This window comes from Myxococcus sp. NMCA1, assembly GCF_026810205.1.
In the GTDB taxonomy this organism is placed as follows: Bacteria; Myxococcota; Myxococcia; order Myxococcales; family Myxococcaceae; genus Myxococcus; species Myxococcus xanthus_A.
Map to the genome: position 1 here is coordinate 4,220,069 of NZ_CP113950.1, position 25,548 is coordinate 4,245,616.

At 68.8% G+C, this 25,548-nt stretch carries 25 protein-coding genes; 15 read left to right on the forward strand and 10 right to left on the reverse strand.

The window, feature by feature from the left end; translation table 11 throughout:
• The first annotated feature begins 44 nt into the window (after positions 1 to 44).
• The 5 genes from mnmA to OZ403_RS18165 all read left to right on the forward strand — a co-directional run bounded on the left by mnmA (position 45) and on the right by OZ403_RS18165 (position 3,763).
• Positions 45 to 1,091, forward strand: a complete 1,047-nt coding sequence (mnmA, locus tag OZ403_RS18145; protein ID WP_140791488.1) for a tRNA 2-thiouridine(34) synthase MnmA — start codon at positions 45 to 47, stop codon at positions 1,089 to 1,091.
• A gap of 28 nt (positions 1,092 to 1,119) precedes the next feature.
• Entirely contained in the window at positions 1,120 to 1,902 is a 783-nt protein-coding gene (locus OZ403_RS18150) for a hypothetical protein (protein ID WP_268784702.1), read from the forward strand.
• Positions 1,903 to 1,976: 74 nt separating this feature from the next.
• Positions 1,977 to 2,360, forward strand: a complete 384-nt coding sequence (locus OZ403_RS18155; RefSeq protein WP_268784703.1) for an integration host factor subunit beta — start codon at positions 1,977 to 1,979, stop codon at positions 2,358 to 2,360.
• A gap of 134 nt (positions 2,361 to 2,494) precedes the next feature.
• A complete protein-coding gene (locus OZ403_RS18160; RefSeq protein ID WP_268784704.1) occupies positions 2,495 to 3,373 on the forward strand; it encodes an SPOR domain-containing protein in 879 nt (292 codons plus the stop codon).
• A 27-nt stretch (positions 3,374 to 3,400) separates the two neighbouring features.
• The gene (locus OZ403_RS18165) at positions 3,401 to 3,763 is read left to right on the forward strand and encodes a cupin domain-containing protein (RefSeq protein ID WP_011553533.1); all 363 of its coding nucleotides are present in this window, start codon (positions 3,401 to 3,403) and stop codon (positions 3,761 to 3,763) included.
• Between the two features lie 24 nt (positions 3,764 to 3,787).
• Here the strand turns inward: OZ403_RS18165 and OZ403_RS18170 are convergent, their stop codons facing one another.
• Positions 3,788 to 4,387, reverse strand: a complete 600-nt coding sequence (locus OZ403_RS18170; protein ID WP_140798420.1) for a hypothetical protein — start codon at positions 4,385 to 4,387, stop codon at positions 3,788 to 3,790.
• A gap of 94 nt (positions 4,388 to 4,481) precedes the next feature.
• On the opposite strand from OZ403_RS18170, the gene OZ403_RS18175 reads away from it, so the two are divergent.
• The 9 genes from OZ403_RS18175 (at position 4,482) to OZ403_RS18215 (ending at position 14,072) form a co-directional block, all read left to right on the forward strand.
• Positions 4,482 to 4,661 carry a ribbon-helix-helix domain-containing protein gene (locus tag OZ403_RS18175; protein WP_002640579.1) on the forward strand — a complete coding sequence of 60 codons (180 nt, stop codon included), beginning with the start codon at positions 4,482 to 4,484 and terminating at the stop codon, positions 4,659 to 4,661.
• A 23-nt stretch (positions 4,662 to 4,684) separates the two neighbouring features.
• Positions 4,685 to 5,644, forward strand: a complete 960-nt coding sequence (locus OZ403_RS18180; RefSeq protein ID WP_140796491.1) for a UDP-glucuronic acid decarboxylase family protein — start codon at positions 4,685 to 4,687, stop codon at positions 5,642 to 5,644.
• 45 nt (positions 5,645 to 5,689) lie between these two features.
• Positions 5,690 to 6,634: an NAD-dependent epimerase/dehydratase family protein gene (locus tag OZ403_RS18185; protein ID WP_268784705.1), complete on the forward strand. Its 945-nt coding sequence runs from the start codon at positions 5,690 to 5,692 to the stop codon at positions 6,632 to 6,634.
• Between the two features lie 271 nt (positions 6,635 to 6,905).
• Positions 6,906 to 8,717, forward strand: a complete 1,812-nt coding sequence (gene lepA / locus OZ403_RS18190) for a translation elongation factor 4 (RefSeq protein ID WP_140791498.1) — start codon at positions 6,906 to 6,908, stop codon at positions 8,715 to 8,717.
• 3 nt (positions 8,718 to 8,720) lie between these two features.
• Positions 8,721 to 9,977 (forward strand): signal peptidase I, encoded by a 1,257-nt coding sequence (gene lepB / locus OZ403_RS18195; protein ID WP_140791500.1) that lies wholly within the window; start codon positions 8,721 to 8,723, stop codon positions 9,975 to 9,977.
• 85 nt (positions 9,978 to 10,062) lie between these two features.
• Complete coding sequence (locus OZ403_RS18200; RefSeq protein ID WP_140791502.1) at positions 10,063 to 10,956, forward strand: aspartate carbamoyltransferase catalytic subunit; 894 nt, start codon at positions 10,063 to 10,065, stop codon at positions 10,954 to 10,956.
• Positions 10,953 to 12,266 (forward strand): dihydroorotase, encoded by a 1,314-nt coding sequence (locus tag OZ403_RS18205; protein ID WP_140791504.1) that lies wholly within the window; start codon positions 10,953 to 10,955, stop codon positions 12,264 to 12,266. Before OZ403_RS18200 ends, OZ403_RS18205 begins: the two co-directional genes overlap by 4 nt.
• A complete protein-coding gene (gene carA, locus OZ403_RS18210; RefSeq protein WP_268784706.1) occupies positions 12,266 to 13,390 on the forward strand; it encodes a glutamine-hydrolyzing carbamoyl-phosphate synthase small subunit in 1,125 nt (374 codons plus the stop codon). The genes OZ403_RS18205 and carA overlap by 1 nt, the downstream gene beginning before the upstream one ends.
• A gap of 16 nt (positions 13,391 to 13,406) precedes the next feature.
• The gene (locus OZ403_RS18215; protein WP_090491433.1) at positions 13,407 to 14,072 is read left to right on the forward strand and encodes a hypothetical protein; all 666 of its coding nucleotides are present in this window, start codon (positions 13,407 to 13,409) and stop codon (positions 14,070 to 14,072) included.
• A gap of 57 nt (positions 14,073 to 14,129) precedes the next feature.
• On the opposite strand, the gene pyk is transcribed toward OZ403_RS18215, so the two are convergent.
• The 3 genes from pyk to OZ403_RS18230 form a co-directional block, all read right to left on the reverse strand.
• The gene (pyk, locus tag OZ403_RS18220) at positions 14,130 to 15,530 is read right to left on the reverse strand and encodes a pyruvate kinase (protein WP_140791508.1); all 1,401 of its coding nucleotides are present in this window, start codon (positions 15,528 to 15,530) and stop codon (positions 14,130 to 14,132) included.
• A gap of 187 nt (positions 15,531 to 15,717) precedes the next feature.
• Positions 15,718 to 16,404, reverse strand: coding sequence for a bifunctional nuclease family protein (locus tag OZ403_RS18225; RefSeq protein ID WP_140791510.1), 687 nt, complete (start codon positions 16,402 to 16,404; stop codon positions 15,718 to 15,720).
• 181 nt (positions 16,405 to 16,585) lie between these two features.
• Positions 16,586 to 16,960, reverse strand: coding sequence for a hypothetical protein (locus OZ403_RS18230; protein WP_174257006.1), 375 nt, complete (start codon positions 16,958 to 16,960; stop codon positions 16,586 to 16,588).
• 80 nt (positions 16,961 to 17,040) lie between these two features.
• On the opposite strand from OZ403_RS18230, the gene OZ403_RS18235 reads away from it, so the two are divergent.
• On the forward strand, positions 17,041 to 18,861 hold the full coding sequence (locus OZ403_RS18235) for an AMP-dependent synthetase/ligase (protein WP_268784707.1): 1,821 nt from the start codon (positions 17,041 to 17,043) through the stop codon (positions 18,859 to 18,861).
• Positions 18,862 to 18,963: 102 nt separating this feature from the next.
• Here the strand turns inward: OZ403_RS18235 and OZ403_RS18240 are convergent, their stop codons facing one another.
• The 6 genes from OZ403_RS18240 to OZ403_RS18265 all read right to left on the reverse strand — a co-directional run bounded on the left by OZ403_RS18240 (position 18,964) and on the right by OZ403_RS18265 (position 25,528).
• The gene (locus OZ403_RS18240; protein WP_140791512.1) at positions 18,964 to 20,265 is read right to left on the reverse strand and encodes a citrate synthase; all 1,302 of its coding nucleotides are present in this window, start codon (positions 20,263 to 20,265) and stop codon (positions 18,964 to 18,966) included.
• A 77-nt stretch (positions 20,266 to 20,342) separates the two neighbouring features.
• On the reverse strand, positions 20,343 to 21,635 hold the full coding sequence (locus OZ403_RS18245) for a 3-phosphoshikimate 1-carboxyvinyltransferase (RefSeq protein ID WP_174259291.1): 1,293 nt from the start codon (positions 21,633 to 21,635) through the stop codon (positions 20,343 to 20,345).
• Entirely contained in the window at positions 21,632 to 22,702 is a 1,071-nt protein-coding gene (locus OZ403_RS18250) for a 3-dehydroquinate synthase (protein ID WP_140791516.1), read from the reverse strand. Before OZ403_RS18250 ends, OZ403_RS18245 begins: the two co-directional genes overlap by 4 nt.
• Positions 22,699 to 23,718, reverse strand: a complete 1,020-nt coding sequence (gene aroC / locus OZ403_RS18255) for a chorismate synthase (protein WP_140854816.1) — start codon at positions 23,716 to 23,718, stop codon at positions 22,699 to 22,701. The genes OZ403_RS18250 and aroC overlap by 4 nt, the downstream gene beginning before the upstream one ends.
• Positions 23,715 to 24,986 (reverse strand): shikimate dehydrogenase, encoded by a 1,272-nt coding sequence (locus tag OZ403_RS18260; protein ID WP_268784708.1) that lies wholly within the window; start codon positions 24,984 to 24,986, stop codon positions 23,715 to 23,717. Before OZ403_RS18260 ends, aroC begins: the two co-directional genes overlap by 4 nt.
• Positions 24,983 to 25,528, reverse strand: coding sequence for a shikimate kinase (locus OZ403_RS18265; RefSeq protein ID WP_237078364.1), 546 nt, complete (start codon positions 25,526 to 25,528; stop codon positions 24,983 to 24,985). Before OZ403_RS18265 ends, OZ403_RS18260 begins: the two co-directional genes overlap by 4 nt.
• Positions 25,529 to 25,548 lie beyond the last annotated feature (20 nt).

Below are 25,548 nucleotides of genomic sequence, written 5' to 3' on the forward strand. Positions count from 1 at the left end.
CCCCCGCGTGCGCCCGGACGCGCGGGCGTGTAGGAAGGAGCACCATGCGAGTCGTCGTTGCAATGAGCGGCGGGGTGGATTCCTCGGCCGCGGCTGCCCTGCTCAAGGAGCAGGGCCACGAGGTCATCGGTATCACCCTGCGCGTCTGGTCCTACGAGGGCAAGGCGACGTGTGGGAGCTGCTGCAGCCCGGATGACATCGATGACGCGCGGGCCGTGGCCCAGACGCTGGGGATTCCCTTCTACGTGGCCAACGCGGAGGAAATCTTCCAGGACCGGGTCATCAACCCCTTCGTCCAGTCATACCTGGGCGGGCGCACGCCCATCCCCTGCGTCGCCTGCAACCGGGACGTGAAGTTCAACTTCCTCCTCAAGCGCGCCCGCGCGCTCGGCGCCCGGCTGGCGACGGGACACTACGCCCGCGTGGAGGAGGTGGACGGCCGCTATGTGCTTCGCCGCGCCGTCGATGCCGCCAAGGACCAGAGCTACTTTCTCTTCACGCTCGGCCAGGACGAGCTGCGCGACATCCTCTTCCCCGTGGGCGGCATGACGAAGGCGGAGGTCCGCGCCGTCGCGGAGCGGCACGGCCTGGTCACCAGTCAGAAGCCGGAGAGCATGGAGATCTGCTTCGTGCCGGACGGCGACTACGCGGGCTTCGTGGAGAAGGTCGCCGGGCCGCAGCCGGCCGGGGACATCGTGGACACCGAGGGCAACGTGCTCGGCACCCACCAGGGCATCCACCGCTACACCGTGGGCCAGCGCAAGGGACTCAACCTGGGGGGCGGCGAGATTCGTTACGTCCACCGGCTGGAGCCGGAGACACAGCGTGTGGTGGTGGGCCCCGCCGAGGGTACCGGCCGCGACAACTTCGGTCTGCTCCAACCCCACTGGGTGGACGGGCCGCCTCCGGCCAGTCAGCCGGTGGAGGTCCGCATCCGGCACCGCCACTCGGGCGCGCAGGGGCGGGTGCATGTCTCGCCGCACGGGCTCGTCTCCGTGAAGCTGGATGCGCCCGCGCGCGCGGTCACCCCCGGGCAGGCCGCGGTGGTCTACGATCAGGACCGCGTGCTCGGCGGCGGTTGGATTGTCTGACCCCGCGTTGCCTCGGAGGGTGCAGCACATGGCACAGCGCCTCGTGGGATGTCTGATCGCGGTCGTCACCGTCTTCGTGGCCGCTGGCTGCAAGGATCGCTCGGACAAACCCGTCGCGGGGCTGCTCGCCGCTGGTGCGCCGGTGCTGCGCGCGGAAGGCAAGCAGTGGCGGCCCATCGCCGTCGGCTCACAACTGCTGGGGCATGACGAGCTGAAGGCCACCGGCCCCGCGGTGCTGGAGTTCTTCGGCGGTGGCCTGCGCTTCCTGGAGAAGGGCGACACGCTGGAGGTGGGCGAAGCGGACGAGGCGAAGCTCCATGGTGTCAACCTGCCGTCCCGCCACATCGTCGAGGGCAAGCTCCAGGAGGCGCCGCGCCCGCTGCGCATCATCGCCGCGCGTTACACCCACGTGCAGGTGACGCCCGCGAGCGCCCAGCAGGAAGACCCGTACAGCTCCAACGGCTACTTCGCCGCCTTCTTCACGCCCAACGGGCTGTCGCCCAACAAGGCCTCTGACGAGCCGTCGCGCGATGGCCCTCGCAAGCCGTTGCCGCCTCCGCCACACCGCCCCCGCGTGCCCCACATCCACGCAGGCAACCTGGGCGAGGGCGGTCTGGTGGCCACCGTGGAGGACGGCTTCATCGTGGCGGAGACGGACGACCTGGCCACCGCCGTGCTGATGGAAGGGGGCGATGTGCCTCTGGGCCGCACTGTGCGACTGATGGTGCCCGACGGCGCGGAGGTGGTCCTGCGCACGCAGCAGGGACGCAAGATTGAAGTCGAGGGGCCCGCGGACGTCCGGTTGCGGTGAGGGGACGGGGAGGGCGGTTTGTCCTTTGGGGGCCCGCTTCGCTAGAGTCCTCGGTCGCCCAGCGGGAGGTGTGCATGACGCGCAGTGAGCTCATCGAGCGCATCGTGGAGCGTGCCCCGCATGTTCCACGGCGTGAGGTAGAGGCCATCGTCCACGCCGTCTTCGATGAAATGTCCCAGGCCCTGATCGCCGGACGGCGAATCGAGCTGCGGGGCTTCGGCGTCTTCTGCGTCCGCACGCGCCGGGCTCGCACGGGCCGTAACCCCAAGACGGGCCAGCGCGTGTCGGTGCCCGCGCGGCGCACGTTGTCCTTCGCCGCCGGTAAGGAGTTGCGGGAGCGGCTCAATGCCCCACCCGCCACGGCGGCGTCGCCCGTTCCGGACACCCCACCCGGCGAGGCGCTGTCGCCGCTGCCGCTCGCCGCGGGGGCCTCGTTCTCCGTGCCCGTCACGGGTTGACGGTGAGGCTTGGAGTCGTTCCGCGAATTTGACCGGCCCAGGGGTGGGGCGTACTTTGCCCTCCATGCCGTCGCTACAGGCCGCAACACGGATTTCGTGTGGCCGTTGCGACCGCGCCCGAGGACTTTCAAGCCATGCGTGATGCTCACCGGATGAAGGAGAAGTTCGACGTCTCTCTGGACAACCGGCAGATCGTCAGCCTGCTCATCGCCGGCATTGTCGTGATGGGCGCTGTCTTCGTGCTGGGGGTCGTCGTCGGCAAGAAGCTCGCGGGCAACGCGGATGCCGTGGCCGCGCCGGACCTGCTCTCCGCGTTGGATGCCAACGCGCAGGCGCTCCAGAACGTGCAGCAGGAGCAGCCGCTCACCTTCCCGGACGAGCTGACCCGCAAGGCCGCTTCCGAGCCGGTGGCCCCGCCGCAGCCCAAGCCCGCCGTCGCCAAGGCCCCGCCGCCGGCGGAGAAGCCCGCCGCCGCGAAGCCGCCCGAGTCGAAGCCGGCCACCGCGCAGCGCGCCGCGCTGGCGCCCACGCCGGACCCGGACACGGGGGAGCTGCCGCCGGAGGAGCCCAAGGCCGAGCCGGAGCGCGTCGTGGTCGCCGAGGCCCCCACCGCACCGACTCCCGCGAAGGCCGTGCCGGTGTCGGGCAAGGTGGAGGCGTCCGCCGTCCCCACGCGCACCACCACCACGGAGGGTGGCGGCCTGAAGGAGGCCATTGCCCGCGCCACCCAGCAGCCGGCGCAGCCCGCCTCGCCGCCCGCGCAGGCCGTGAAGGGTGGGGCCTTCACGCTCCAGCTCTCGGCGTTCCAGGACAAGCAGGAGGCCGACCGCTTCGCCGCTCGGTTGCGTGATCGGGGCTATGCCCCCTATATCCTGACGGCCGAAGTGGCCGGTAAGGGCACGTGGTACCGCGTCCGCATGGGAAGCTTCGCCTCCCGGGATGCGGCCACCCGGTATCTGTCAGACTTCAAGCGTGAGACTTCGCTCGACGCATTCGTGGCCGGCACGAACTAGAGCGGGACGAGGAAGACGGGAAGCGCCATGACGACGACGAAGCGGGTGGAGAAGCCCTGGGGATACGAACTCATCTGGGCTCACACCGAACGCTACGTGGGCAAGCTGCTGCACGTGAAGCAGGGCCACAAGCTCAGCCTGCAGTTCCACAACCGCAAGGATGAGACCATCCACGTGCAGAGCGGCAAGCTGCTCTTCGTCGTCGACGAGGGCCAGGGGCTCATCGAGAAGGAGATGAACCCCGGTGAGAGCTACCACATCAAGCCGCTCACCAAGCACCGCATGGTGGCGCTGACCGACTGTGACATCCTCGAGGTCAGCACCCCGGAGCTGGACGACGTGGTCCGGCTCGAGGACGCCTACGGGCGCACCGGCACCAGCAACCCGTAGCCGCTGTCCACCGCGGCGGCCCGCCTACTCGCGGGCCGTGTTGTTCGGGTTGCGGGTCCACTTGTCCACCGTGCCGTCCCCGTCCAGGTCCTCGCCGATGCGATCCACCTGGCCACCTTCCCAGTACTCCCAGTAGTCGATGCGGCCCGTCCCGCGCGTGTCGCGCTCCTTGCGCACCAGCTTGCCGCCTTCGTAGTAGGTGAAGCTGTCCGGGCGGCCGTCACCGTTGGTGTCGCGCTCGCGGCGCGTGTTGACGCCCTTCTCGTGGAAGTAGGTGGCGTCCACGCGCCCGTCGAAGTCCAGGTCCAGCGACTCACGCGCCTTGTCGCCGTTGGCGTCGAAGTAGCGCGTCAGGTCCACGCGGCCGTCCCAGTTCAGGTCCAGCTCCTGGCGCACCTTCCGCCCGTCCACCGTGTAGGTCCACACGTCCGGGCGGCCGTCGCCGTTGGCGTCCTGCTGCGTGACTTCCTCGTTGGCCCCGCCTTCCGGGCGGATGGCCTCGCCGGCCTGCCGGGCCCTCGCGGCGCCCGCGCCGTCCTGCTCCGCCGACTTGCTACTGGCGCAGCCAGCCAGGGCACCCGAGGCCATGAAGCCCAGGAAAATCAACTGCTTGTAGCGTGGCATTGAGAACTCCCAGTGTCTGGGGGCCGCCTGGCGACGTCATTCGCACGAGATGCTTTCGCGCGACACGTCATTCCATATATTTTCACATATCGCCATGGCCCGAAAGAAAGTCAGCACCACCATCTACATCACCCCGGAGCAGAACGAGCTCCTCAAGGCGCTGAACCAGAAGACGAAGGTGCCCGTGGCCGAGTACATCCGCCAAGGCATCGACCTGGTCCTGGAGAAGTACAAGGCGCAGCTGCCGGGGCAGTCGACGTTCGACGAGCTGTGAGAGAGAGGCGTGACGTGAAGAGCATGCGTGGCAAGCGGGTAGCGGTCCTGGGCGGCGCCGGCTTCGTCGGGTCGCACCTGTGTGAGCGTCTTCTGGATGATGGCGCGGCGGTGGTCATCGCCGTGGACAACCTCATCACGGGCAACGAAGAGAACCTGCGCACGCTGAACGGGCGGCCGGGCTTCTCCTTCGTCAAGGCGGACATCACCGAGCGCATCCCGGTGGAAGGGCCGCTGGACTACGTCTTCAACATGGCCTCACCGGCCTCGCCCATCGACTATGCGCAGCTCCCGCTGGAAACGCTGCGTGTGGGCTCCATTGGCACGGAGAACGGGCTGAAGCTGGCGGAGGCGAACAAGGCGGTGTTCCTGATGGCCTCCACATCGGAGGTGTACGGGGATCCGCTGGTGCATCCGCAGCGCGAGGACTACTGGGGCAATGTGAATCCCATTGGCCCCCGGTCCGTGTACGACGAGGCCAAGCGCTATTCGGAGGCCATCACCGCGGCCTACGGGCGCACCAAGGGCGTGCAGGTCCGCATCGTCCGCATCTTCAACACCTACGGTCCGCGCATGCGCCTCAATGACGGCCGCGTAGTGCCGGCCTTCGTGGGCCAGGCCCTCAAGGGCGAGGACTTCACCGTTTTCGGGGACGGCAGCCAGACGCGCTCGTTCTGTTACGTGAAGGACCTGGTGGACGGGCTGGTCCGGCTGATGCTGTCGGATGAGCCGAACCCGGTGAACATCGGCAATCCCCGGGAGATGACCATCCGTCAGTTCGCGGAGGCCGTGCGCGCGGCGGCGGGCGGGGGCGGGACCATCATCGAGAAGCCGCTGCCCAAGGATGATCCGAAGCAGCGTCAGCCGGACATCACCCGGGCGCGGACGCTGCTGGGCTGGGAGCCGAAGGTGCCGCTGGAAGAGGGTCTTCGGGAGACCATTGCGTGGTTCCGAGAGGTTGCCGGTACGAGGCCCCCGGCATAGTTTGCCGGCGCGAAGATCCTGCAAGGCCTGCAGGCGGGAGGTTGCGTGAAGGTCCTGGTGACAGGTGGCGCGGGCTTCATTGGCTCGCATGTGTGCGAAGAGTTCCTGCGCGGTGGACACGACGTCATCGCGTTGGATGACTTGTCCGGCGGCAAGCGGGAGAACCTGGACCCGCGTGTGCGCCTGGCGGTCCACGACATCCGCAGCCGCGAGGCGTCGGAGCTCATCAAGTCCGAGAAGCCCGACGTGCTCTGCCATCTGGCGGCACAGATGGACGTGCGCCGCAGCGTGGACGACCCGAGCTTCGACGCGGACGTGAACATCCGCGGCATGCTCAACCTGCTGGAGGCCGCCCGCGTCTCCGGGGTGAAGAAGGTCATCTTCAGCTCCACCGGCGGCGCCATCTACGGCGAGCAGGACGTGTTCCCCGCGCCGGAGAATCACCCCACGCGGCCCATTTCTCCCTACGGTGTCTCCAAGGCGTCCGGTGAGCTGTACCTGGGCTACTACCGGGCGCAGTACGGCCTGCCCTACGTGGCGCTCCGCTACGCCAACGTCTACGGCCCGCGGCAGAACCCGCACGGCGAGGCGGGCGTGGTGGCCATCTTCAGCCAGCGGCTGATCGCCGCTCAGGGCTGCACCATCTTCGGCGAGGGCAAGCAGACCCGCGACTTCGTCTTCGGTCCGGACGTGGCCCGCGCCAACCGGCTCGCCTTCGAGAACGACTACGTGGGCGCCATCAACATCGGCACGGGTGTGGAGACGGACATCAACCGCCTCTACGCACTGCTGGCCGAGGCGGCGGGCTCCAGCGTCTCCGTCGCCCACGCGCCCGGCAAGCCGGGGGAGCAGATGCGCTCCTGCGTGGACAACGCGCTGGCGAAGAAGGTGCTTGGCTGGGAGCCGAGCGTCGACGTGCGGGAGGGCCTGCGCCGCACCATTGAGTACTTCCGCCAGAAGGCCGGCGCGCCCGCTCGCGCGCACGGCTGAGTGGCGTCCAGCGCCCCCGCTCGCAGACGAGGCGGGGGAGGGCGGTACCCCATCCCACGAGCGTACCCGGGCCGGCCCTGAGGGCCGGGGACCGGGCGTGCCGGGAGGGCGCTCAGGGCCTGTCCCAGGGGAGTTCGCCCGGGACGGGCGCTGATGACTGGGGAACAAACAAGCTCCCCCGGTGGGTTGCTCATCGGGTGTACGCGTGCGCGTAGATTTTCGCGCGATTCCCTGTTACGCACGCCCGCTTCTTCCGACGAGCGCCCTGAACATGCCGGCTGAAAACGCGCACATCCGCAACTTCTGCATCATCGCCCATATCGACCATGGAAAGTCGACGCTGGCGGATCGTCTCCTCGACAAGACGGGGACTCTGACCAAGCGCGAGGCGCAAGCCCAGTTCCTCGACAACATGGACATCGAGCGCGAACGGGGCATCACCATCAAGGCCCAGTCCGTGCGGATGAACTACACCGCGAAGGACGGCAAGCAGTACGTCCTCAACCTCATCGACACGCCGGGACACGTCGACTTCGCCTACGAGGTCAGCCGAAGCCTGGCCGCGTGCGAAGGCGCGCTCCTGGTGGTGGATGCGTCGCAGGGCGTGGAGGCCCAGACGCTGTCCAACGTCTACATGGCGTTGGACCACAACCTGGAAATCATCCCGGTCATCAACAAAATCGACCTGCCGAGCGCGGACGTGGAGCGCACCCGGTCGGAGATTGAAGACGTCATCGGCATCGATGCGTCCGTCGCCGTGCCGTGTTCCGCCAAGGAGGGCATCGGCATCCAGGAGATCCTGGAGTCCGTCGTCCAGAACGTGCCGCCTCCGAGCGGCTCCGCGGACGCGCCGCTCAAGGCGCTCATCTTCGACTCCTGGTACGACAACTACCGGGGCGTGGTGACGCTGGTGCGCGTGCTGGAAGGCACGCTCAAGCTGAAGCAGAAGATCAAGCTGTTCAGCAACAACAAGGTCTTCGAGGTCCAGGAGCTGGGCGTGTTCAGCCCGTTCTCCCGCCCGGTGCAGCAGCTCATCGCGGGCGAGGTGGGCGTGCTCGTGGCCAACGTGAAGGAGCTGCAGGACGCCAAGGTCGGTGACACCGTCACCGATGAGGCGCGTCCCACGGCCGAGCCGTTCCCGGGCTTCAAGGAAGTGAAGCCCATGGTGTTCTCCGGCATCTTCCCGGTGGACTCCGCGGACTACGAGAACCTGCGCGACGCGCTGGCGAAGCTGGTGCTCAACGATTCGGCCTTCACCTATGAGCCGGAGTCGTCCACCGCGTTGGGCTTCGGCTTCCGCTGCGGCTACCTGGGCCTGCTGCACATGGAGATCGTTCAGGAGCGCCTGGAGCGCGAGTACAACCTGAACCTCATCACCACCGCGCCCAGCGTGGTGTACCGCATCACCACCAGCAAGGGTGACACGCTGCTGGTGGACAACCCGGCCAAGCTGCCGCCGGTGCAGCACATCGAGAAGTTCGAGGAGCCCATCCTCACCTGCCACATCCACGTCCCCAACGACCACCTGGGCGCCATCCTCAAGCTGTGCCAGGAGCGCCGCGGTGTTCAGAAGGACATGAAGTACCTGGGCAGCAGCGGCCAGCGCGTGCAGGTCACGTACGAGATGCCGCTGGCGGAGGTCGTGTTCGACTTCTTCGACAAGCTCAAGAGCGTGTCGCGCGGCTACGCCAGCCTCGACTACGAGCTGGCTGGCTACATCGAGTCCGACCTGGCCCGGCTGGACATCCTCATCAACGGGGACCCGGTGGACGCCCTCAGCGTCATCGTGCACCGCGAGCGCGCCTACCTGCGCGGCCGCGAGGTGTGCCAGAAGCTGAAAGAGGTCATCCCGAGGCAGATGTACGAGGTGGCCATCCAGGCGGCGATTGGCGCGAAGATCATCTCGCGTGAGACCATCTCCGCCATCCGCAAGAACGTGCTCGCCAAGTGCTACGGTGGTGACATCAGCCGCAAGCGCAAGCTCCTGGAGAAGCAGAAGGAGGGCAAGAAGCGCATGAAGCAGGTCGGAACGGTGGAGATTCCGCAGGAGGCCTTCCTCGCGGTCCTCAAGTCGGAGCAGTAGTCCATGAACGCGGCCATGCCTTCCGCCACCCCTCCCGCGAAGCTCTCCGAGGCGATGTCGGCCCGCCGCACGCCGGAGATGCTTCGCGCCCACCGTGTGCTGGTGTGGCGCGAGCGCCTCACCAGCCTCTGGGCTCCGTTGATCATCCTGGCGCTGCTGTACGTGCCGTATACGGTGATCATCGAGTACTCGCGCGCTTCCGCCGCGTGGGCCCAGCCGGTGATGAAGGGGCTGGGGCTGTTGCTGGTCCTCTACTTCGTGGCCCTGCTGGTGTGGCGCAACGTCTCCCCCAAGGAGAAGGCGCTGCGCGGCGTGCGCCACGAGGCGAACGAGCTGTTGGAGGAGAACGAGCGCATCCTCCGCAAGCCCGGCGTGAGCGCGAAGGTGGCGGGGCCGGTGCTGGACCGCATCGCCGAGCAGGCGCTGCGCGTGGAGCAGGCCTCCGCGGCGGGTGACGCGGAGCAGTTGCGCACCGAGGTGAAGGGGCTGGAGGCGCTCACCGCGCAGCACCTGGGGGCGTTCCGCAAGCAGTCCGCCATGGACTTCCTGGGTGGGTTCGGCAAGGCGCTGCTGGTGGCGCTGGTGTTCCGCACCTTCATCGTGGAGCCGTACCGAATCCCCTCCGGCTCCATGCTGCCCACGCTGGAGATTGGCGACCAGGTCTTCGTCAACAAGTTCATCTACGGCGTGCGCGTCCCGTTCCTCAACTTCGTGCCGTTCGTCATCGTCCGGCCGCCGGAGCGTGGAGACGTCATCGTCTTCAACAACCCGGTGAACGAGTCGGTGGACTACATCAAGCGCGTGGTCGGCGTGCCGGGCGACGTGGTGGAGTTCATCAACGGCGTCATCCACATCAACGGCCAGCCGCAGAAGCGTGAGCTCGTCTCCAACGAGTTCACCGTTCACAACATCACCGACGACGGGCGCTGGTACGACCAGCAGGAGACCCTCTACGAGGAGAACCTGTCCGGCGTGGCGCATTCCGCGCTGCAGACGCTGCCGCGCATGCCGCGCCGGGAGGGCCCCTACGAGGTCCCTCCGGGCCACGTCTTCGCCGTGGGTGACAACCGGGACAACAGCGCGGACAGCCGCCACGGCCTGGGCGTCACGGGGTACGGCAAGGCGGAGTACGTCCCCTACGGCCACATCAAGGGCAAGGCGATGGTGGTGTGGCTGTCGCTGGGCTACCACGGGCTGCTGCACGGCCTGTTCGGTGGCACGGGCCTCCGCGTGGATCGGTTCTTCGAACCGGTCCGTTGAGGCGTTCGCTGGAAGCAGGCAGGCCGGCGCACCGCGCACGACGCTTGACGTGCCGCACGCCCCGGGGTACGCGGCGCCCCCGGCCATGAGACACCTGCTTGGAATCGAAGGCTGGCGCCGGGACGAGCTGGAGTCACTGCTCGACCGGGCGAAGGCACACCTCCCCGGCGCTCCCGACACCACCCACCTGCTTCGCGGCAAGGTGGTGGCAAACCTCTTCTTCGAGGACTCCACCCGGACCCGAACGTCGTTCCACATGGCGGCGAAGGGGCTGGGGGCCAGTGTGCTCAACTGGACGCACACCGGCTCCTCAGTATCCAAGGGTGAGACGCTGCTGGACACCGCCCGCAACATCGAGGCGACGGGGCCGGTGGCCATCGTCATGCGTCACCGCTCGTCCGGAGCGCCGCACCTGGTGGCGAAGCACGTGAAGTGCGCCGTCATCAACGCGGGTGACGGCACGCACGAGCATCCCTCCCAGGCGCTGCTGGACGCCTTCACGCTGCGCCAGCGCTGGGGCTCGCTGGACGGGCGCACGGTGCTCATCGTAGGGGACGTGCTGCACAGCCGCGTGGCCCGCTCCAACCTGCACTGCCTCAAGGCGCTGGGCGCCCGGGTGGTGATGTGCGGCCCGCCCACGCTGATACCGCCGGGGCTGGAGTCGCTGGGCGCGGAGGTGACGCACAACCTGGACGCGGCGCTCCCTCGCGCGGACGCGGTGATGTGCCTGCGCGTCCAACTGGAGCGCCAGGAGCAGGCGTTCCTGCCGTCCACGCGTGAATATGCACGGCTGTTCGGCCTCAACGCGGCCCGAGAGGAGCGGATGAAGGCGGGCGCGGTGGTGATGCACCCGGGCCCCATCAACCGGGGCGTGGAGCTGGCGCCGGCGGTGGCGGATGGCGCCCGCAGCGTCATCCTGGAGCAGGTGTCCAACGGCGTCGCCGTGCGGCGGGCCATCCTGGAGGTGTGTACGGCATGAGCTCCACGGTGCTCTTCAGACGGGGGCGTGTCATCGACCCTCGCAACGGGGTGGACGGCGTCCGCGACGTGCTGGTCCGCGACGGCAAGGTGGTGGAGGTGTCGGAGACCCTGCTGCCAGTGCCCTCCAGCGCCGAGGTGGTGGATGCCACCGGCAAGTGGGTGCTGCCGGGCTTCATCGACCTGCACGTCCACCTGCGCGAGCCGGGCGAGGAGGGCAAGGAGACGGTCCTCACCGGCTGCCGCGCCGCCGTGGCGGGTGGTTTCACCGCCGTGGTGGCCATGCCCAACACCAAGGTGGTCAACGACAACGCCATGGTGACGGAGCTGGTGCTGAACCGCGCCCGCGCCGCGGGCCTGTGCCACGTCTATCCCGCCGGGGCCATCACCAAGGGCCTCAAGGGCGAGGAGCTGGCGGAGATGGGCGAGCTCGTGTCCGCCGGCTGCGTGGCCATCACCGACGACGGCCGCCCGGTGATGAACGCGTCGCTGATGCGGCGCACGCTCCAATACGCCACCCAGTTCGACGTGCCCGTCATGGTCCACGAGGAGGACCTGACGCTGTCCGCGGGTGGGGCCATGCATGAGGGCACCACCTCCACGCGGCTGGGGCTGCGCGGCATCCCCGCTTCCGCGGAGGTGGCCATGGTGGCGCGAGATCTGGTGCTGCTGGAGGAGACGAAGGGCCGGCTGCACGTGGCGCACGTGTCCTGCGAGGGCAGCGTGCGGCTCATCCGCGAGGCCAAGCGCAGCGGTCTGCGCGTCACCTGCGAGGTGGCGCCGCACCACTTCATCCTGGATGACCGTGCCGTGGGGGACTACGACACCCACGCGAAGATGGCCCCGCCGCTGCGCGCGGACACCGACGTGCAGGCCCTGCGCGAGGCGCTGGTGGACGGGACGGTGGACGCCATCGCCACGGACCACGCGCCGCACGGCGTGTTGGACAAGCAGGTGGAGTTCGAGAAGGGCATCAACGGCATCGTGGGGCTGGAGACGGCCCTGGGGCTGACGCTGGAGCTGGTGCATGCGGGCGTGCTCACCGCGAACCGCGCGGTGGAGCTGCTGACGCACGGGCCCGCGAAGGCGTTCGGCCTGCCGGGCGGTCACCTGGCGCCTGGGGCGCCGGCGGACGTCACGGTGGTGGACCCGGACGCGGAGTGGACGGTGGACGCCCACCAGTTCCATTCCCGCAGCCGGAATACACCGTTCCATGGCCGGAAGCAGAAGGGGCTCGTTATCCAGACGTGGGTCGCGGGCCACAAGGTGTTCGACAAGGGCCAGGTCGGCCAGAGCAAGGAGTCGCGGTGATGACAAAGCGGGCAGTGCTCGCCCTGGCGGATGGCACCACGTTCGAAGGCCGTGCGTTTGGCGCGGTGGGCGAAACGGTGGGTGAAGTGGTGTTCAACACGACCATGTACGGTTACCAGGAGGTCCTCACGGACCCCTCGTACGTGGGCCAGATTGTCACCATGTCGTACCCGGAGATTGGCAACGTCGGCGCCAACCCGGAGGACGAGGAGGGCGCCCGGGTACACGCGGTGGGCATGGTGGTGCGTGCCCTCAGCGCGCAGCCGTCCAACTGGCGCGCGAAGGAGTCGCTGGACGCGTACCTGAAGCGCAACGGCGTCGCCGGTATCGAGGGCATCGACACCCGCCGCCTGGTGCGCCACCTGCGCACGCACGGCGCGCAGATGGGCGTCATCTCCAGCGAGGGCCTGTCCCCCTCGGCCCTGGTGGAGCGTGCCCGCTCCGCGCGCGGCATGGAGGGCCTGGACCTGGCCACGGGCGTGTCCACGAAGGAGGCCTACACCTTCACCCAGCCCTCGCCGGACGTCTTCACCGGCTTGGGAGAGGTGCGGGTGCCGGCCGAGCCCCGCTTCGACGTGGTGGCCTACGACTACGGCCTGAAGAAGTCGATGCTGCACTTCCTGGTGGACGTGGGCTGCCGCGTGACGGTGGTGCCGGCCACCACCACGGCGGAAGAGGTGCTGGCGCGCAAGCCGAACGGCGTCTTCCTGGCCAACGGCCCTGGAGATCCGGCGGCGGTGAAGGGCGCGGACCGCACCGTGGCGGCGCTGCTGGGCAAGGTGCCGGTGTTCGGCATCTGCCTGGGGCATCAAATCATGGCGCTGGCCCTGGGCGGCCGGACGTACAAGATGAAGTTTGGCCACCGGGGCGGAAACCAGCCGGTGAAGGACCTCACGACGGGCAAGGTGGAAATCACCGCGCAGAACCACGGCTTCGCCGTGGATGACGCCAGCCTCAAGGGCCTGGCCGTCGTGACGCACATCAACCTCAACGACGGCACGGTGGAGGGTCTGGCTGTTCCGGACGCGCGGGCCTTCAGCGTGCAGTACCACCCCGAGGCCTCGCCCGGCCCCCATGACGCGCGCTATCTCTTCGACAGGTTCGCGAAGCTGATGGCGGGGTAGGATGGCGCCACCGAATATGACCTCGTCGCTGTCACCGCTCTCCTATCAGCCGTATCTGGATCAGCTCATCGCCTTTGGCAGTGCCGAGTCGCGCAAGGAGGACCTGCTCCAGGCCAAGGCGGAGTACTTCCGTCTGACGGGCGAGGTCTTCGAGGACGACAAGCTCTTCGAACTGCGGATGGCGTCCTTCCTGGACTTCTACCTCTATGACCGCGTCTCGCCGCTGACGAACAAGACGCCGGCCACGGAGTTCTACGAGCAGCGCCTGGCCGGTTCCGCGCCCGAGGAGGCCAACGCCTTCCGGAGCTTCACGGAGACGGTCCATGGTCTCTTCGAGGTCCGCAAGCTGGGCAAGGGCGAGGTCCGTCTGCGCGAGCTGTACTCGGGCAAGGACTTCGACGTGACGGAGCGCCGCCACGTCGCGGGCCTGGAGACGGGGGACATCATCGAGGCGCGCCTCATCCCCTTCGGTGGGCACCTGCTGTTCTCCTCCGCGTTTTGCTACCACCCCCGCATGGCCGTGAAGGCCATCAAGGCGGAGGTGAAGCGCCGAAAGAAGAAGGAGCCGGACCGTACGCCCAACGAGCTGGTGTGGGAGTGCGCCCGCCGTGCGCTCAACATGGAGCGCTACCGGCAGCTCGCCGTCGAGAAGATCTACGACTTCGAGCAGAAGGTCCTCTGAGCCCGCTGGCCGCGGAGCGCCCCGGTGACGGCATGTCCCGGGGCCCCGCTGGCCCGCTCAGATGCGGTGGATGCTCATCAGGTTGGTGTTGCCCGGGACGTTGAGTGGGACCCCGGCCACCACCACCACGGGCGTACCGGGCGCGCCGATCTTCTCCTTCCGGCACAACTGGCGCACCTGGCTGAGCATGGCGTCCGTGGTGGAGACGCGCGCCACCTGCAGGCCCGTCACGCCCCAGTAGAGCGCCATGCGATTCACGGCCGTCTCGCTCGGCGTGAGGGCGATGATGCGCGCGCGGGGCCGGAACTCGGAGATGAGGCGCGCGGTGTGGCCGCTCTCCGTGTAGGCGACGATGGTGCCAATGCCCAGCTGTGTCGCCGCCGCCACGGCCGCCGCGGCCACGCCGGTGCCCAAATCCTCGGAACGCTCGAAGGGGGAGTGGTGCTGGTGCTTCACCACGCCGCGCTCCGTCTCCTCCACGATGCACGCCATGGTGGACGCCGCTTCGATGGGGTAATTGCCCGCGGCCGTCTCGCCGGACAGCATGACGGCGTCCGCGCCGTCGAGGATGGCGTTGGCCACGTCGGACACCTCGGCGCGGGTGGGGCGCGCGTTGGCCACCATGCTCTCCAGCATCTCCGTGGCGACGATGACGAGCCCGCCCATGCGGTTCACCGCGCTCACCATGCGCTTCTGGATGGCGGGCAGGCGCTCCAGGGGCATCTCCACACCCAGGTCGCCACGCGCCACCATGATGCCGTCCGCCACGGCGGCAATCTCCTCCACGCGCTCCACCGCCTGGGGCTTTTCAATCTTCGCGATGAGGGGCGTCTTCAGCTTCGCCACGTGCGCGCGCGCCTTCTTGATGTCCTCGGGCGTGCGGACGAAGGACAGCGCCACGTAGTCCACGCCCACCTCCTGGCCAAAGGCCAGGTCCACCGCGTCCTTGCGGGTAATCGTGGGCACCGACATGGGCGAGCCGGGCAGGTTGAGGCCCTTGTGATTCTTGAGCACGCCGCCCACCTCCACACGGCACTGCACGTCCTGCCCTTGGACGCGCAGCACCCGCAGCCGCACGCGCCCGTCATCCAGGAGGATTTCGTGGCCCTTGGCCACGTCCTTCACCAGCGTCTTGATGGGCGTGGGGATGACGCCGTCCTGGCCCAGGACGTTGCGCGTCGTCACCGTGACGCTCTGGCCTTGCTTCACCAGCAGCTGGCCCCCTTCGAAGCGGCCCAGGCGGATCTTCGGCCCCTGGATGTCCTGGAGGATGGCCACCGGCGTGCCCAGGCGCTTCGCGACCTTGCGGATGGTTTCCACCCGGCGGCGGTGCTCCTCGTGCGTGCCGTGCGAGAAGTTCAGCCGCGCCATGTTCATGCCCGCGCGGATGAGCCCTTCGATGACCTCGGGCGAGTCCGAAGCGGGGCCCAGGGTGCAGATGATTTTCGCCTTGCGCATAGGGCCGCGCATCCTAGGCGGCGGGGTGCCCGGCTTGACAGCCTTGCGCCCACGAGACTAACTCTTCTGCCAACGCGGGCCTCTCACCAGGCGCCGCGGAGCCTTTGCGCTCTCGATGGCAGAGAGAGAAAGCCCGGCATCCCTGGGAGGGGGGCCGGGCTTTCTTGCAAGTGCTCCGCGTCAGGACCTAGAGCTCGATTTCCTTGCCCGTGCCCAGCGGCGCCTTGGGCATCGAGTGGCCCGGCGGCAGGCCCCGCATGTCCATGTCGATGGGCGGCTCGCTCGGGGCACCCGGGGCAGGGAAGCCGGGCGCGTCCAGCGGCCCGCTGCCGCCCACGCCGGGGCCTTCCTGCTGGAGGCCCTCGATCTCCTCGCGGGTGATGCCGGCCAGCGTCAGCACCTTGCGGGTGACGCGGATGCGGGCATGGCTGGTGAGCGCCATGGCGATGGAGTCCGACGGCCGGGCGTCCAGCGTCATCTTCTTCTTGCCCTGCTCCAGGAAGACGCGGCCCGAGTAGACGTTGTCACGCAGGTCGTCGATGCGGACCTCCGTCACCTTGGCGCCCAGCTCCGTCACCACGTCGTCCAGGAGGTCCTGTGCGAGCGGCTGGGGTGGCTGACGCTCCGCCAGCCGGAAGGCGATGGAGATGGCCGAGGCCTCGTCCACGAACACCGGGAGGACGATGCCCTTGTCCTTGGTGGCCAGGACCACGGCGTGGGCCTGGGCCTCCTCCAGCGGGACGACATCCTGCACCTCGAGCTCGACGAGCTCGGAGCAGGCCTTGGGGTCGTCTTCTCCTTCGGTGATGCAGGGCTGACCCTGAGCCTTTCCCAGGGCCGCCAGTGCTACCGGTGGAGTGAAGGCGGGAAACATCAGCAGCCCTCCGAGCGCCAGAAGCACGGCCGAGAGAGGTGCGACGAACAAAGTGGCGCGGTTGGGCGTTTTCACGCCTTTAAGCTACGCACCCGGCCATCTGCCGGGAGGGTTGCGCTCCAGGCCCGGTTACCCCCTGCTGCGTGGGGCGCTCCCCGGGCTGGAGGGCAGGCGAACAGGCTCAACGACGGTCGTCGTCGTCCTCGTCCTCGTCGTAGTCCTCCTCGTCGTCGACGTCCTCGTCCTCGTCCTCATCGAGGTCGTCGTCCTCCGAATCGTCCTCGTCGTCTTCCTCGTCGTCGTCGTCGAGCATGTCCTCCAGGTCCTCGGACTCCAACGTCATGGACACGGCGAACCGCTTGTCGAGCGCGGCGATCTGCGCGCGCATCTCCGTGAGCGCTGCGACGAAGTCCTCCGTGAGGTTGGCGGGCGCCTTGGCGTCGCAATGCGGGCAGACGATTTTTTCAGTCCCTTCGATGAGGTCCTGAGCGTCCAGCTCGAAGCTCGCCTCGCACTTCTGGCAGGTGAAGTCGATGCTCATGGTCGGGCGCGGCATACAAAGCACTCCAACCAGCTGTCAACGTCCGAGACGTGGGGACATTGGTCGGGGGCCTTGCTTCCGCTAGCGTTCAGGGCATGGACCTTCCCAAGACGGTGGTGCATGCGCTCCATGACCGGGCCGCCCAGCAGGAGCAGCGCCCAGCCCTGTGGACGCGCCGTGGGGGCGCCTATGCGCCCACCTCATGGTTTGAATATGCGCAGCGGGTGCGGCGCTTCGCCCTGGGGTTGCACGCGCTGGGCGTGGGCACGGGCCAGCCGGTGGGCATCCTGAGCTTCAACCGCGAGGAGTGGCACGTCGCCGATCTGGCGGCCATCGCCATGGGGGGCGTCCCTGTCGGTCTCTACACCACCAGCGCCTCGGAGCAGTTGGAGTACATCCTGGGGCACTGTGAGGCCACGCTCGTGGTGGTGGAGAACGAGAAGCACCTGCGCACCGCCCTGGCCCTGCGCGAGCGGCTGCCCAAGCTGCGCCACGTGGTCGTCATCGATGCGCCCACGGTGCTTCCGGAAGGCGTGCTGCGTTACTCGGACGTCATGGCCCTGGGCACCGGCGCGGACGAGAAGCCCTATTGGGACAGCGTCCACTCCCTGACGCCGGAGGCCATGGGCACGCTCATCTACACCTCTGGTACCACCGGCCACCCCAAGGGGGTGATGCTCAGCCACCACAACCTGGTGTGGACGGCGAAGCAGCTCACCGACTCGGTGACGTTCGGCCGGCCCGACGCGTCCTCGCTTGTGTCGTATCTGCCGCTGTCGCACATCGCCGAGCAGATCATCTCCCTCCACAGCCCCTTGCTGAACGGGGTGCAGGTGTACTTCGCGGCGTCGGTGGACACGATGCCGCAGAGCCTGCGGGAGGTGCGCCCCTCATTCTTCTTCGGCGTGCCTCGCGTGTGGGAGAAGTTCAAGGCGAAGGCGGAGGAGGGACTGGCCTCGCAGCCGCCCTCGAAGCGCCGGGTGGTGGCCTGGGCGCGTCGAGTCGCCTCGGAGCGGCATGAGCGGGTGATGCGCCACCAGAGCGTCCCGATGACGCTGGAGGCCCAGTATCTGCTCGCCCGGCGGCTCGTCTTCGCCCCGCTGAAGGAGCGCATCGGCATGGAGCGGGTGTCCTTCTTCGCCACGGCGGCGGCGCCCATCGGCCGGGACGTGCTGGACTTCTTCGCCTCCATCGACATGGTCATCCACGAGGTGTGGGGCATGACGGAGGTGACGGGCCCCGGCACGGTGAATACCGAGTCCCACACGCGGCTGGGCTCCGTGGGCCGGGCGATGATGGGGGTGGAGCTGCGCATCGCGGACGACGGCGAGCTGCTGGTGCGCGGCGGCAACGTCTGCATGGGGTACTACAAGAACCCGGAGGCTACCGCCGAGCTGCTGGTGGACGGGTGGCTGCACTCCGGTGACGTGGGCCAGCTGGACGCGGACGGCTACGTCCAGATCACCGGCCGCAAGAAGGACATCATCGTCACCTCGGGCGGGAAGAAGACGTCACCCTCCAACATCGAGGAGTTGCTCAAGGCCCTGCCCGGCGTGGGCCAGGCGGTGGTGCTGGGCGAGCGCCGCAACTTCCTGGTGGCCTTGCTGACCTTGGACGCGGAGAAGGCGCGGGCCCTGGCCAAGGCGCAGGGGTGGCCGGAGGACGCCGCCCAGCTCGCGGAGGACGCCCGCCTGCATCAGTTCCTCCAGGAGCTCGTGGAGCGCGACGTGAATCCGAAGCTGTCCCGCTTCGAGACCATCAAGCGCTTCGCGGTGCTGCCGAAGGACTTCTCCGTGGAGGGCGGCGAGCTGACGCCGAAGCTGAGCGTGCGCCGCAACGTGGTGGCGGAGAAGTACGCCGACCTCGTGGAGTCGCTCTACGACGAGTCCCCGCAGGGCGGTTCTCGGACGGGCTGAGCGCACCGGCGCCGCGGGAAAGCGAAAGGGGCGGGAAACCTCGCGGTTCCTCGCCCCTTCGTGCTCTGGCCCACGCGAGAAGCGCGGGCCTTGTGTCACGGTCTACTTGGCGGCGCGCTTGTCCATGGGGACGTAGTCGCGGCGCGGGGCGCCCGTGAACACCTGGCGCGGACGGGCAATCTTCTGCTCGTTGTCCGTCACCATCTCCTCCCACTGCGCGCACCAGCCCACCGTGCGGGGGATGGCGAAGAGCACCGGGAACATCTCGACCTGGAAGCCCATCGCCTCGTAGATGAGGCCCGAGTAGAAGTCGACGTTCGGGTACAGCTTCCGCTTCACGAAGTACTCGTCCTCGAGCGCGATGCGCTCCAGCTCGACGGCGATCTCGAGCAGCGGGTTCTTGCCCGTCACCTCGAAGACCTCGTCGGCCACGCGCTTGATGACCTTGGCGCGCGGGTCGTAGGACTTGTAGACGCGGTGACCGAAGCCCATCAGCTTCTTCTCACCCTCGCCGCTCTTCACCGACTTGATGAACTCCGGGATCTTGGAGATGTGGCCGATGTCGCGGAGCATGCGGAGCACCGCCTCGTTGGCGCCGCCGTGCAGCGGGCCGTAGAGGGCGCCGATGCCCGCGCTGACCGCCGAGTACGGATCCACCTCGGACGAGCCCACCGTGCGCACGGACGTGGTGGAGCAGTTCTGCTCGTGGTCCGCGTGCAGGATGAAGAGGATGTCGAGCGCGCGCTCGAGCACCGGGTGGACCTTGTAGGTCGACGTGCCGATGCGCTTGATCATCGCCAGGAAGTTGGCGACGTAGGACAGGTCGTTGTCCGGGTAGATGTACGGCAGGCCCATCGTGTGCCGGTAGGAGAACGCGGCGATGGTGGGCATCTTCGCGATGAGCCGCGTGATCTGGATGCGGCGGCTCAGCGGGTCCTTGATGTTCTTCGCGTCGGGGTAGAAGCTGGACAGCGCCGCCACCGTGGAGCTCACCATGGACATGGGGTGCGCGTCGTAGCGGAACCCGTCCATGAAGCTCTTCACGTTCTCGTGCACGTACGTGTGGTGCGTGACGAGGTGGTTGAACTGCTCCAGCTCCTTCGGCGTGGGCAGCTCGCCGTTGAGCAGGAGGTAGGCGACCTCGAGGAAGCTCGACTTCTCCGCGAGCTGCTCGATGGGGTAGCCCCGGTACTCCAGGATGCCCTTGTCCCCATCGATGAAGGTGATGGCGCTCTTACAGTTGGCTGTATTGAGGAACGCCGGGTCGTATCCCATCAACCCAAAGTCATCGTCGCCCGCTTTGATCTGGCGGAGAGCATTGGTGCGAATACAGCCGTTCTCGATCGGGACCTCGTAGGTCTTCCCGGTCCGATTGTCGGTGATCGTCAGCGTGTCCTTGGCCATGGGGCGGAGATTTCACAGGGCGGAGAGTGCTTTCAACAAAAAAGAACGATAAGTCTGCTGGTCGGACACTGAGGGTCTCAGCGTGCATCAGTTATCCGAACACCCACCCCCGACAACTGCCGCCAGAACCCAGGAAAGCTCTTTTCAACGCACTCCGGACCGGTGAGCGTCAGCGGCGTGCCGGACAGGACACACAGTGTCGCAGCTGTCATCGCGAGACGATGGTCCCCCTCGCTGCTCATCTCGAAGCCCGAAGGTGGCGTGCGGGGTGGTTGGATCTGCAGCCGTTCCCCCTGAAGCTCCGTGGTTCCGCCGAACGCCTTCACGAGCGTCCGGATGCCCTCAAGACGGTCGCTCTCCTTGACGCGGAGGATGCCCACCTCCGTGAGCGTGGAGGGCGCCGGAAGCACGCAGGCGAGCGCGGCCAGCGTGGGGAGCAGGTCCGGGCACTCCTCGCCGGAGGCGCGCAGGCCTCCTGACAGTTGGCCCTCCACCTTCAGCGTGAAGGGCGCACCGGTGGGCACCGCGCGCAGGCCCACCTGCTCAATCAACCGGACAATGGCGTCGTCCGGGTGGGCACTGTCCGTGTCCGCGCGGACCACGGTTCCGCCCGTCTTCCACGCCACCAGCAGCAGGTAGCCCAGGGACGACCAGTCTCCCGGAAGCGTTGGGACGGCCGGGGGCGCCACGTACCCGGCGACGGTGTAGCTCGACGGTGAGCGCTGGATGTCGAAGCCGAAGCGCCGCAGCCACGTCAGCGTCAGCTCCAGGTAGCCCGCGCTGGTGAGGGGGCCGTCAATCTCCACGCGCCAGGGGCGGCGCTCGCGCAGGTACAGCGCCGCGCAGCCCAGCAGCAGGCTGGAGGCGTACTGGCTGCTCTGGGCGCCGGGCACGCGGAACACGGGAGCGATCGTCGACGTGTCACGGGGCGCGCGCAGCTCCACCGGCCAGGGCGAGCCCTCCGTGAGCATGAGGCCCGCGGGACCCAGGGCCTCGCGAAGGGACGTGAAGAGCGGGCCGTGGGGCCGCTCGCCCAGGCGGGGCGTGCCGGTGAAGCGCGCCTGTGCGCCGGGCGTCACCGCCGCCTGGGTGGCCAGGATGCGGAAGGGCGCACCGCCGTCCGCGCAGTCGATGTCGCGCACGGCGTCCGGAGGCAGGCGCAGGGCCTCGATGCCCTGGCGCAGCACGCGCACGTCGGCGGGGAGGTCCTCGTTCGCCTCGGCCTGCACCGAGGGCAGCGGCCACGAGCCCGTGAGGTGCCCCAGCACCAGCGCCCGCTGCGCGTCTGACTTGGACACCGGCGGGGTGAGGGGCGCGGCGTGCAGCGCGGAGGGGTCCACCCGGATGCGGGAAGCCTTCGCCGTGCTCATGGGCGCACCCCCTTCGTCCACGCGGGCCACAAGGCACGCCAGCTCGGTTCGTCCACGTCTCGCACCTCGGTGGCGCCAATGGCCGTCAGCAGCACCATGCGCAGCTCGCCCTTGGCGCCGGCCTTCTTGTCGGCGGTGAGCAGCGCCAGCACGTCCTTCATCGGCGCGCGGCGGAGCAGAGCGGCGGCGCGCTCGCGGCCCAGTACGCCAGGGCCATTGGCCAGGGCGGCTTCGACCTCGGCGGCCACGGGCTCCGGTGTCACGCCCAGGTGACGGCCCACGTCCAGGGCCAGCAGCATGCCCAGGCCCACGCCGTCGCCGTGGGACAGCTTGAAGCGGGACACGCTCTCCAGCACGTGGCCGAAGGTGTGCCCGAAGTTGAGCACCCGTCGCAGCCCGGTGTGCTCGTACGGGTCCTGCGCGCAGATGCTTTCCTTGAGGGCGCGGGCGTCCTTCACCAGCTTCTCGAGCGCGGGCGGCTTGCGCACGTAGCGGCGGAAGAGTGGCGCGTCGAGGCTGGCCACCATCTTCCAGGCCTCCAGCGCGCCTTCGCGGCGCTGCGCATCGGAGAGGGTGTCGAAGAACTCGGGGCACACCCAGCCTTCGTCCGCGTAGTGGAAGACGCCGGCGGGGTTCTTCACCACGCGCCCGCGCACCGTCATGTCGACAGCGCCCTTGCCGCCGACGCTGCTGTCCACCGCCGCCAGCAGCGTGGTGGGGACCTGCACCAGGCGCACGCCGCGCTTGAGGAGGTGCGCGGCCACGGTGGAGACGTCACCGATGGTGCCGCCGCCCACGGCCACGAGCGTGCCGGAGCGCGGGAGGGCCAGGCCGTTGGCCAGGACCTTCTCCAGGGCGGTGAATGTCTTGGCGCTCTCGCCGCCGGTGAGCTGGATGATGGCGCGGGGGCTGCGCGCCTCCAGGGTGGGGATGAGGGTGGGGTGGAGCTTCGCGACCGTGCGGTCCACCACCGCCACGCTGCCCTCGGGCAGGTTCTTGGCGAGGCGGGCGAAGGTGCCCCAGCGGTCGGACGGCGGACGGTAGGCCCCGGGAGGAAGAGCACTCATGGCGCGTGGGGCCTCGCGTTGAGGTGGAGGACGAGGTCGGCGATGACGAGCGACACCATGGCCTCCAGCACCGGGACGGCGCGGGGCATGATGCACGGGTCGTGACGGCCACCCTTCGCATGCTCCTGTAGCGTCGCGGGCGGCTTGAAGAAGGTTCGGATCTGCATCGGCTCGCCATTGGCGAGCCCGCCCTGGATGCCGCCGTACGCGTCCTTCACGGCGTGGAACTGGATGCCGGGCTGGCCAATGCGCTCGAGCAGGTCCGGCGGGCCCCAGACGACGCCCGTGACGGCGCCGATGCTGCCCAGGGCCTGGGCGATGCGCGCCTTGAGCTTGCCGAAGATAGGCTCGCCCAGACCCACGGGCAGGCCCTCCACGCGCACGTCAATGGCGCCGCCCAGGCTGTCGCCCGCCTCCTTCGCGGTGAGGATGCGCTGGGACATCTCGTCGCGGATGGCGACGTCCGGGCAGCGCGTGGCGTGGGCGTCCACCTGCTCGCGGGTGAGTCCCGGCGCGGGTACGGCGGCCACCAGGTTGCCCACCTGGGACACGTAGGCGACGGTGCGGATGGAAGGCACGTCACGGGTGAGGTACGCCTCGGCGATGGCGCCGCCGATGACGCGGCAGAGCGTCTCGCGCCCGCTGGTGCGCCCGCCGCCGCGGTGGTCACGGTGCTTGAATCGCTCGCGCCACACGGCGTCCGCGTGGCCGGGCCGGTCCTCGGCCTTCAGCTTCTCGTAGTCCCCCGAGCGCTGGTTGGTGTTGCGCACGATGGCGGCGATGGGCGTGCCCAGCGTCTTGTCCTCGAAGACGCCGGACAGGATCTCCACCTGGTCCGGTTCGCTGCGCGCGGTGGTGATGGTGGACTGGCCGGGGCGCCGACGGTCCAGCGCGACTTGAATCTGCTCGCGCGTCAGGGGCACGCCGGCGGGGCAGCCATCCAGGATGGCGCCGAGCGCGGGCCCGTGGCTCTCTCCAAACGTCGTCAGGCGAAACAGTTCGCCGAAGGTATTCATGTCGCGGACTCCCAGAGTTGGCGCTGACGCCGGGCTTGCGCGATGAACCACGCCGCACCCAGCAGCACCGGAGTACCGCCGCGACGGACAATCTCCGCGGCGATGCGCCGGCCCGGGGCGCCGTAGGCGATGACCGCCACACGGGCCCCGTCGAAGCGCAGGTCGTCAGGAGCGGGCACCCTATCGGGCCAGGTCCAGACGCCCGCCCCTGTGAGAGGCGCCTGGATGTCGGCGCGTCGCAAGACGCGCAAGTCGCAGCTCAGCTCCGCCGCCACGGACCGGAGCGCCGAGGTGGCGCCACCGTCCCCCAGGACGAAGACTTCGCGAGCCCCGAGCCGCTTGAGCACCGTGCGGGCGCCGAACGTGTCGGTATTGAAGGATTCCCACCGGTCGCCCCGGCGGACCAGCGTGTTGATGGCGTCCAGCGAGGACCCCGTGTGCTTCGCCAGCCGCAGCTTGAAGGGGCTGGTGACGGCGAAGCCCGCGTAGTGGGGCAGCAATGCGTCCACCACGGCCTCCACGGGCCCGTCCTCTGGCAGGTCGATGCGGTCGAAGGGCTGACGGTGGATGCGCGGCGAGCGCGAGTGGACGATGGACGTCCCCAGGATGCCCAGCCGCAGCGGCGGCGCCACTGTGTACCGGTCCGCGCCGCGCAGCTCTCGCACGGCGTCGTCCAGCAGCCGCTGGCCGGGCGCCGCGACCCAGGCGCCTCCCGCCGCGACATAATCCAACACGTTGTTCCGGGCGAGCAGCGCCCGCGTGGGCAACGCCACCGGGCCCATGCCCAGCACCGTGACACGCGTGGCACCGAAGCGCTCCACCATCCGCCGCTGCGTCTCCATCAGTGTGACGAGGTGTGCCGGGTCTGCCATCGGCTCCACATGCTTCACCAGGGCGTCGGCGGGCAGCTCACGTTCCCACAACTGGAGCGCTTCCTCGGTGGATAGCTGCCGGCTCGCGTGGTGCGACGCGAGCAGCTTTCCCGGGGGTGCCGCCAGCGATGCCTGCTGCCCCGACGCGTCCATCAAATCCCTGTCCACGCGCCAGGCCGCGGCCACCCAGGGGGCGGGCAGCGGCTTGCCCCGCTCGGAGACGAGCAACGGCAGCACCGCCGCCAGCGCCTCGGGCGAGATGGCGTCCGGGGCGTGCAGGTCCGTGCGGATCTCCAGGACGTCCGCCCCACGGCGCTGGCCGTCGCGCGCGAAGCGGACAGCGTCTTCGCCGATCAGGGTGGGGGGCAGGGTGACGACGCGCCGGGCGGGCGTCACAGGGGCACCTCGGGGGCAAGGCAGCCTCGGAGGAAGTCCTCCAGGGCCACGGTGGGGACGCGGGCGTGCAGAACCTCGCGCTCATTGAACACGGAGGACAATTCTTCTTCGAGCGACACCTCGGCACGCAGCCGCGGGCGTGTCCGGTCCGTGAGCAGCCGCTCACGGTAGGTGTCGAAACACACGGGGACGACCAGGGTGAAGAGCCCGGTCAGCGCGTCCGGATGGTGGGACAGGAAACCGCCTCCCACGGCCACCAGCCCTCCGGCCGGCAGGGCTAGGAGGGCGCTTCGTTCAGCGGCCCGGAACTCTTGCGGCGCTTCGGCCACCCATCTGCGCAGCGGGCGCCCGTGCAGGCGCTCCAGGTGCGCATCCAGGTCCAGCCCGGGCCGCGCGAGCATGCGGGCCACCATGGGCAACAGACGCGACTTGCCCGCGCTCCGGTGGCCGGCGAGCACCACCGTCTGTCCGGAGACGGGGAACAGGGAGGGGCCCGGGCGGGCTACCGCCTCCCTCAGTCCCGGCGCGAGCCGGGGATCCACCGAGGCGAGAATCTGTTCAA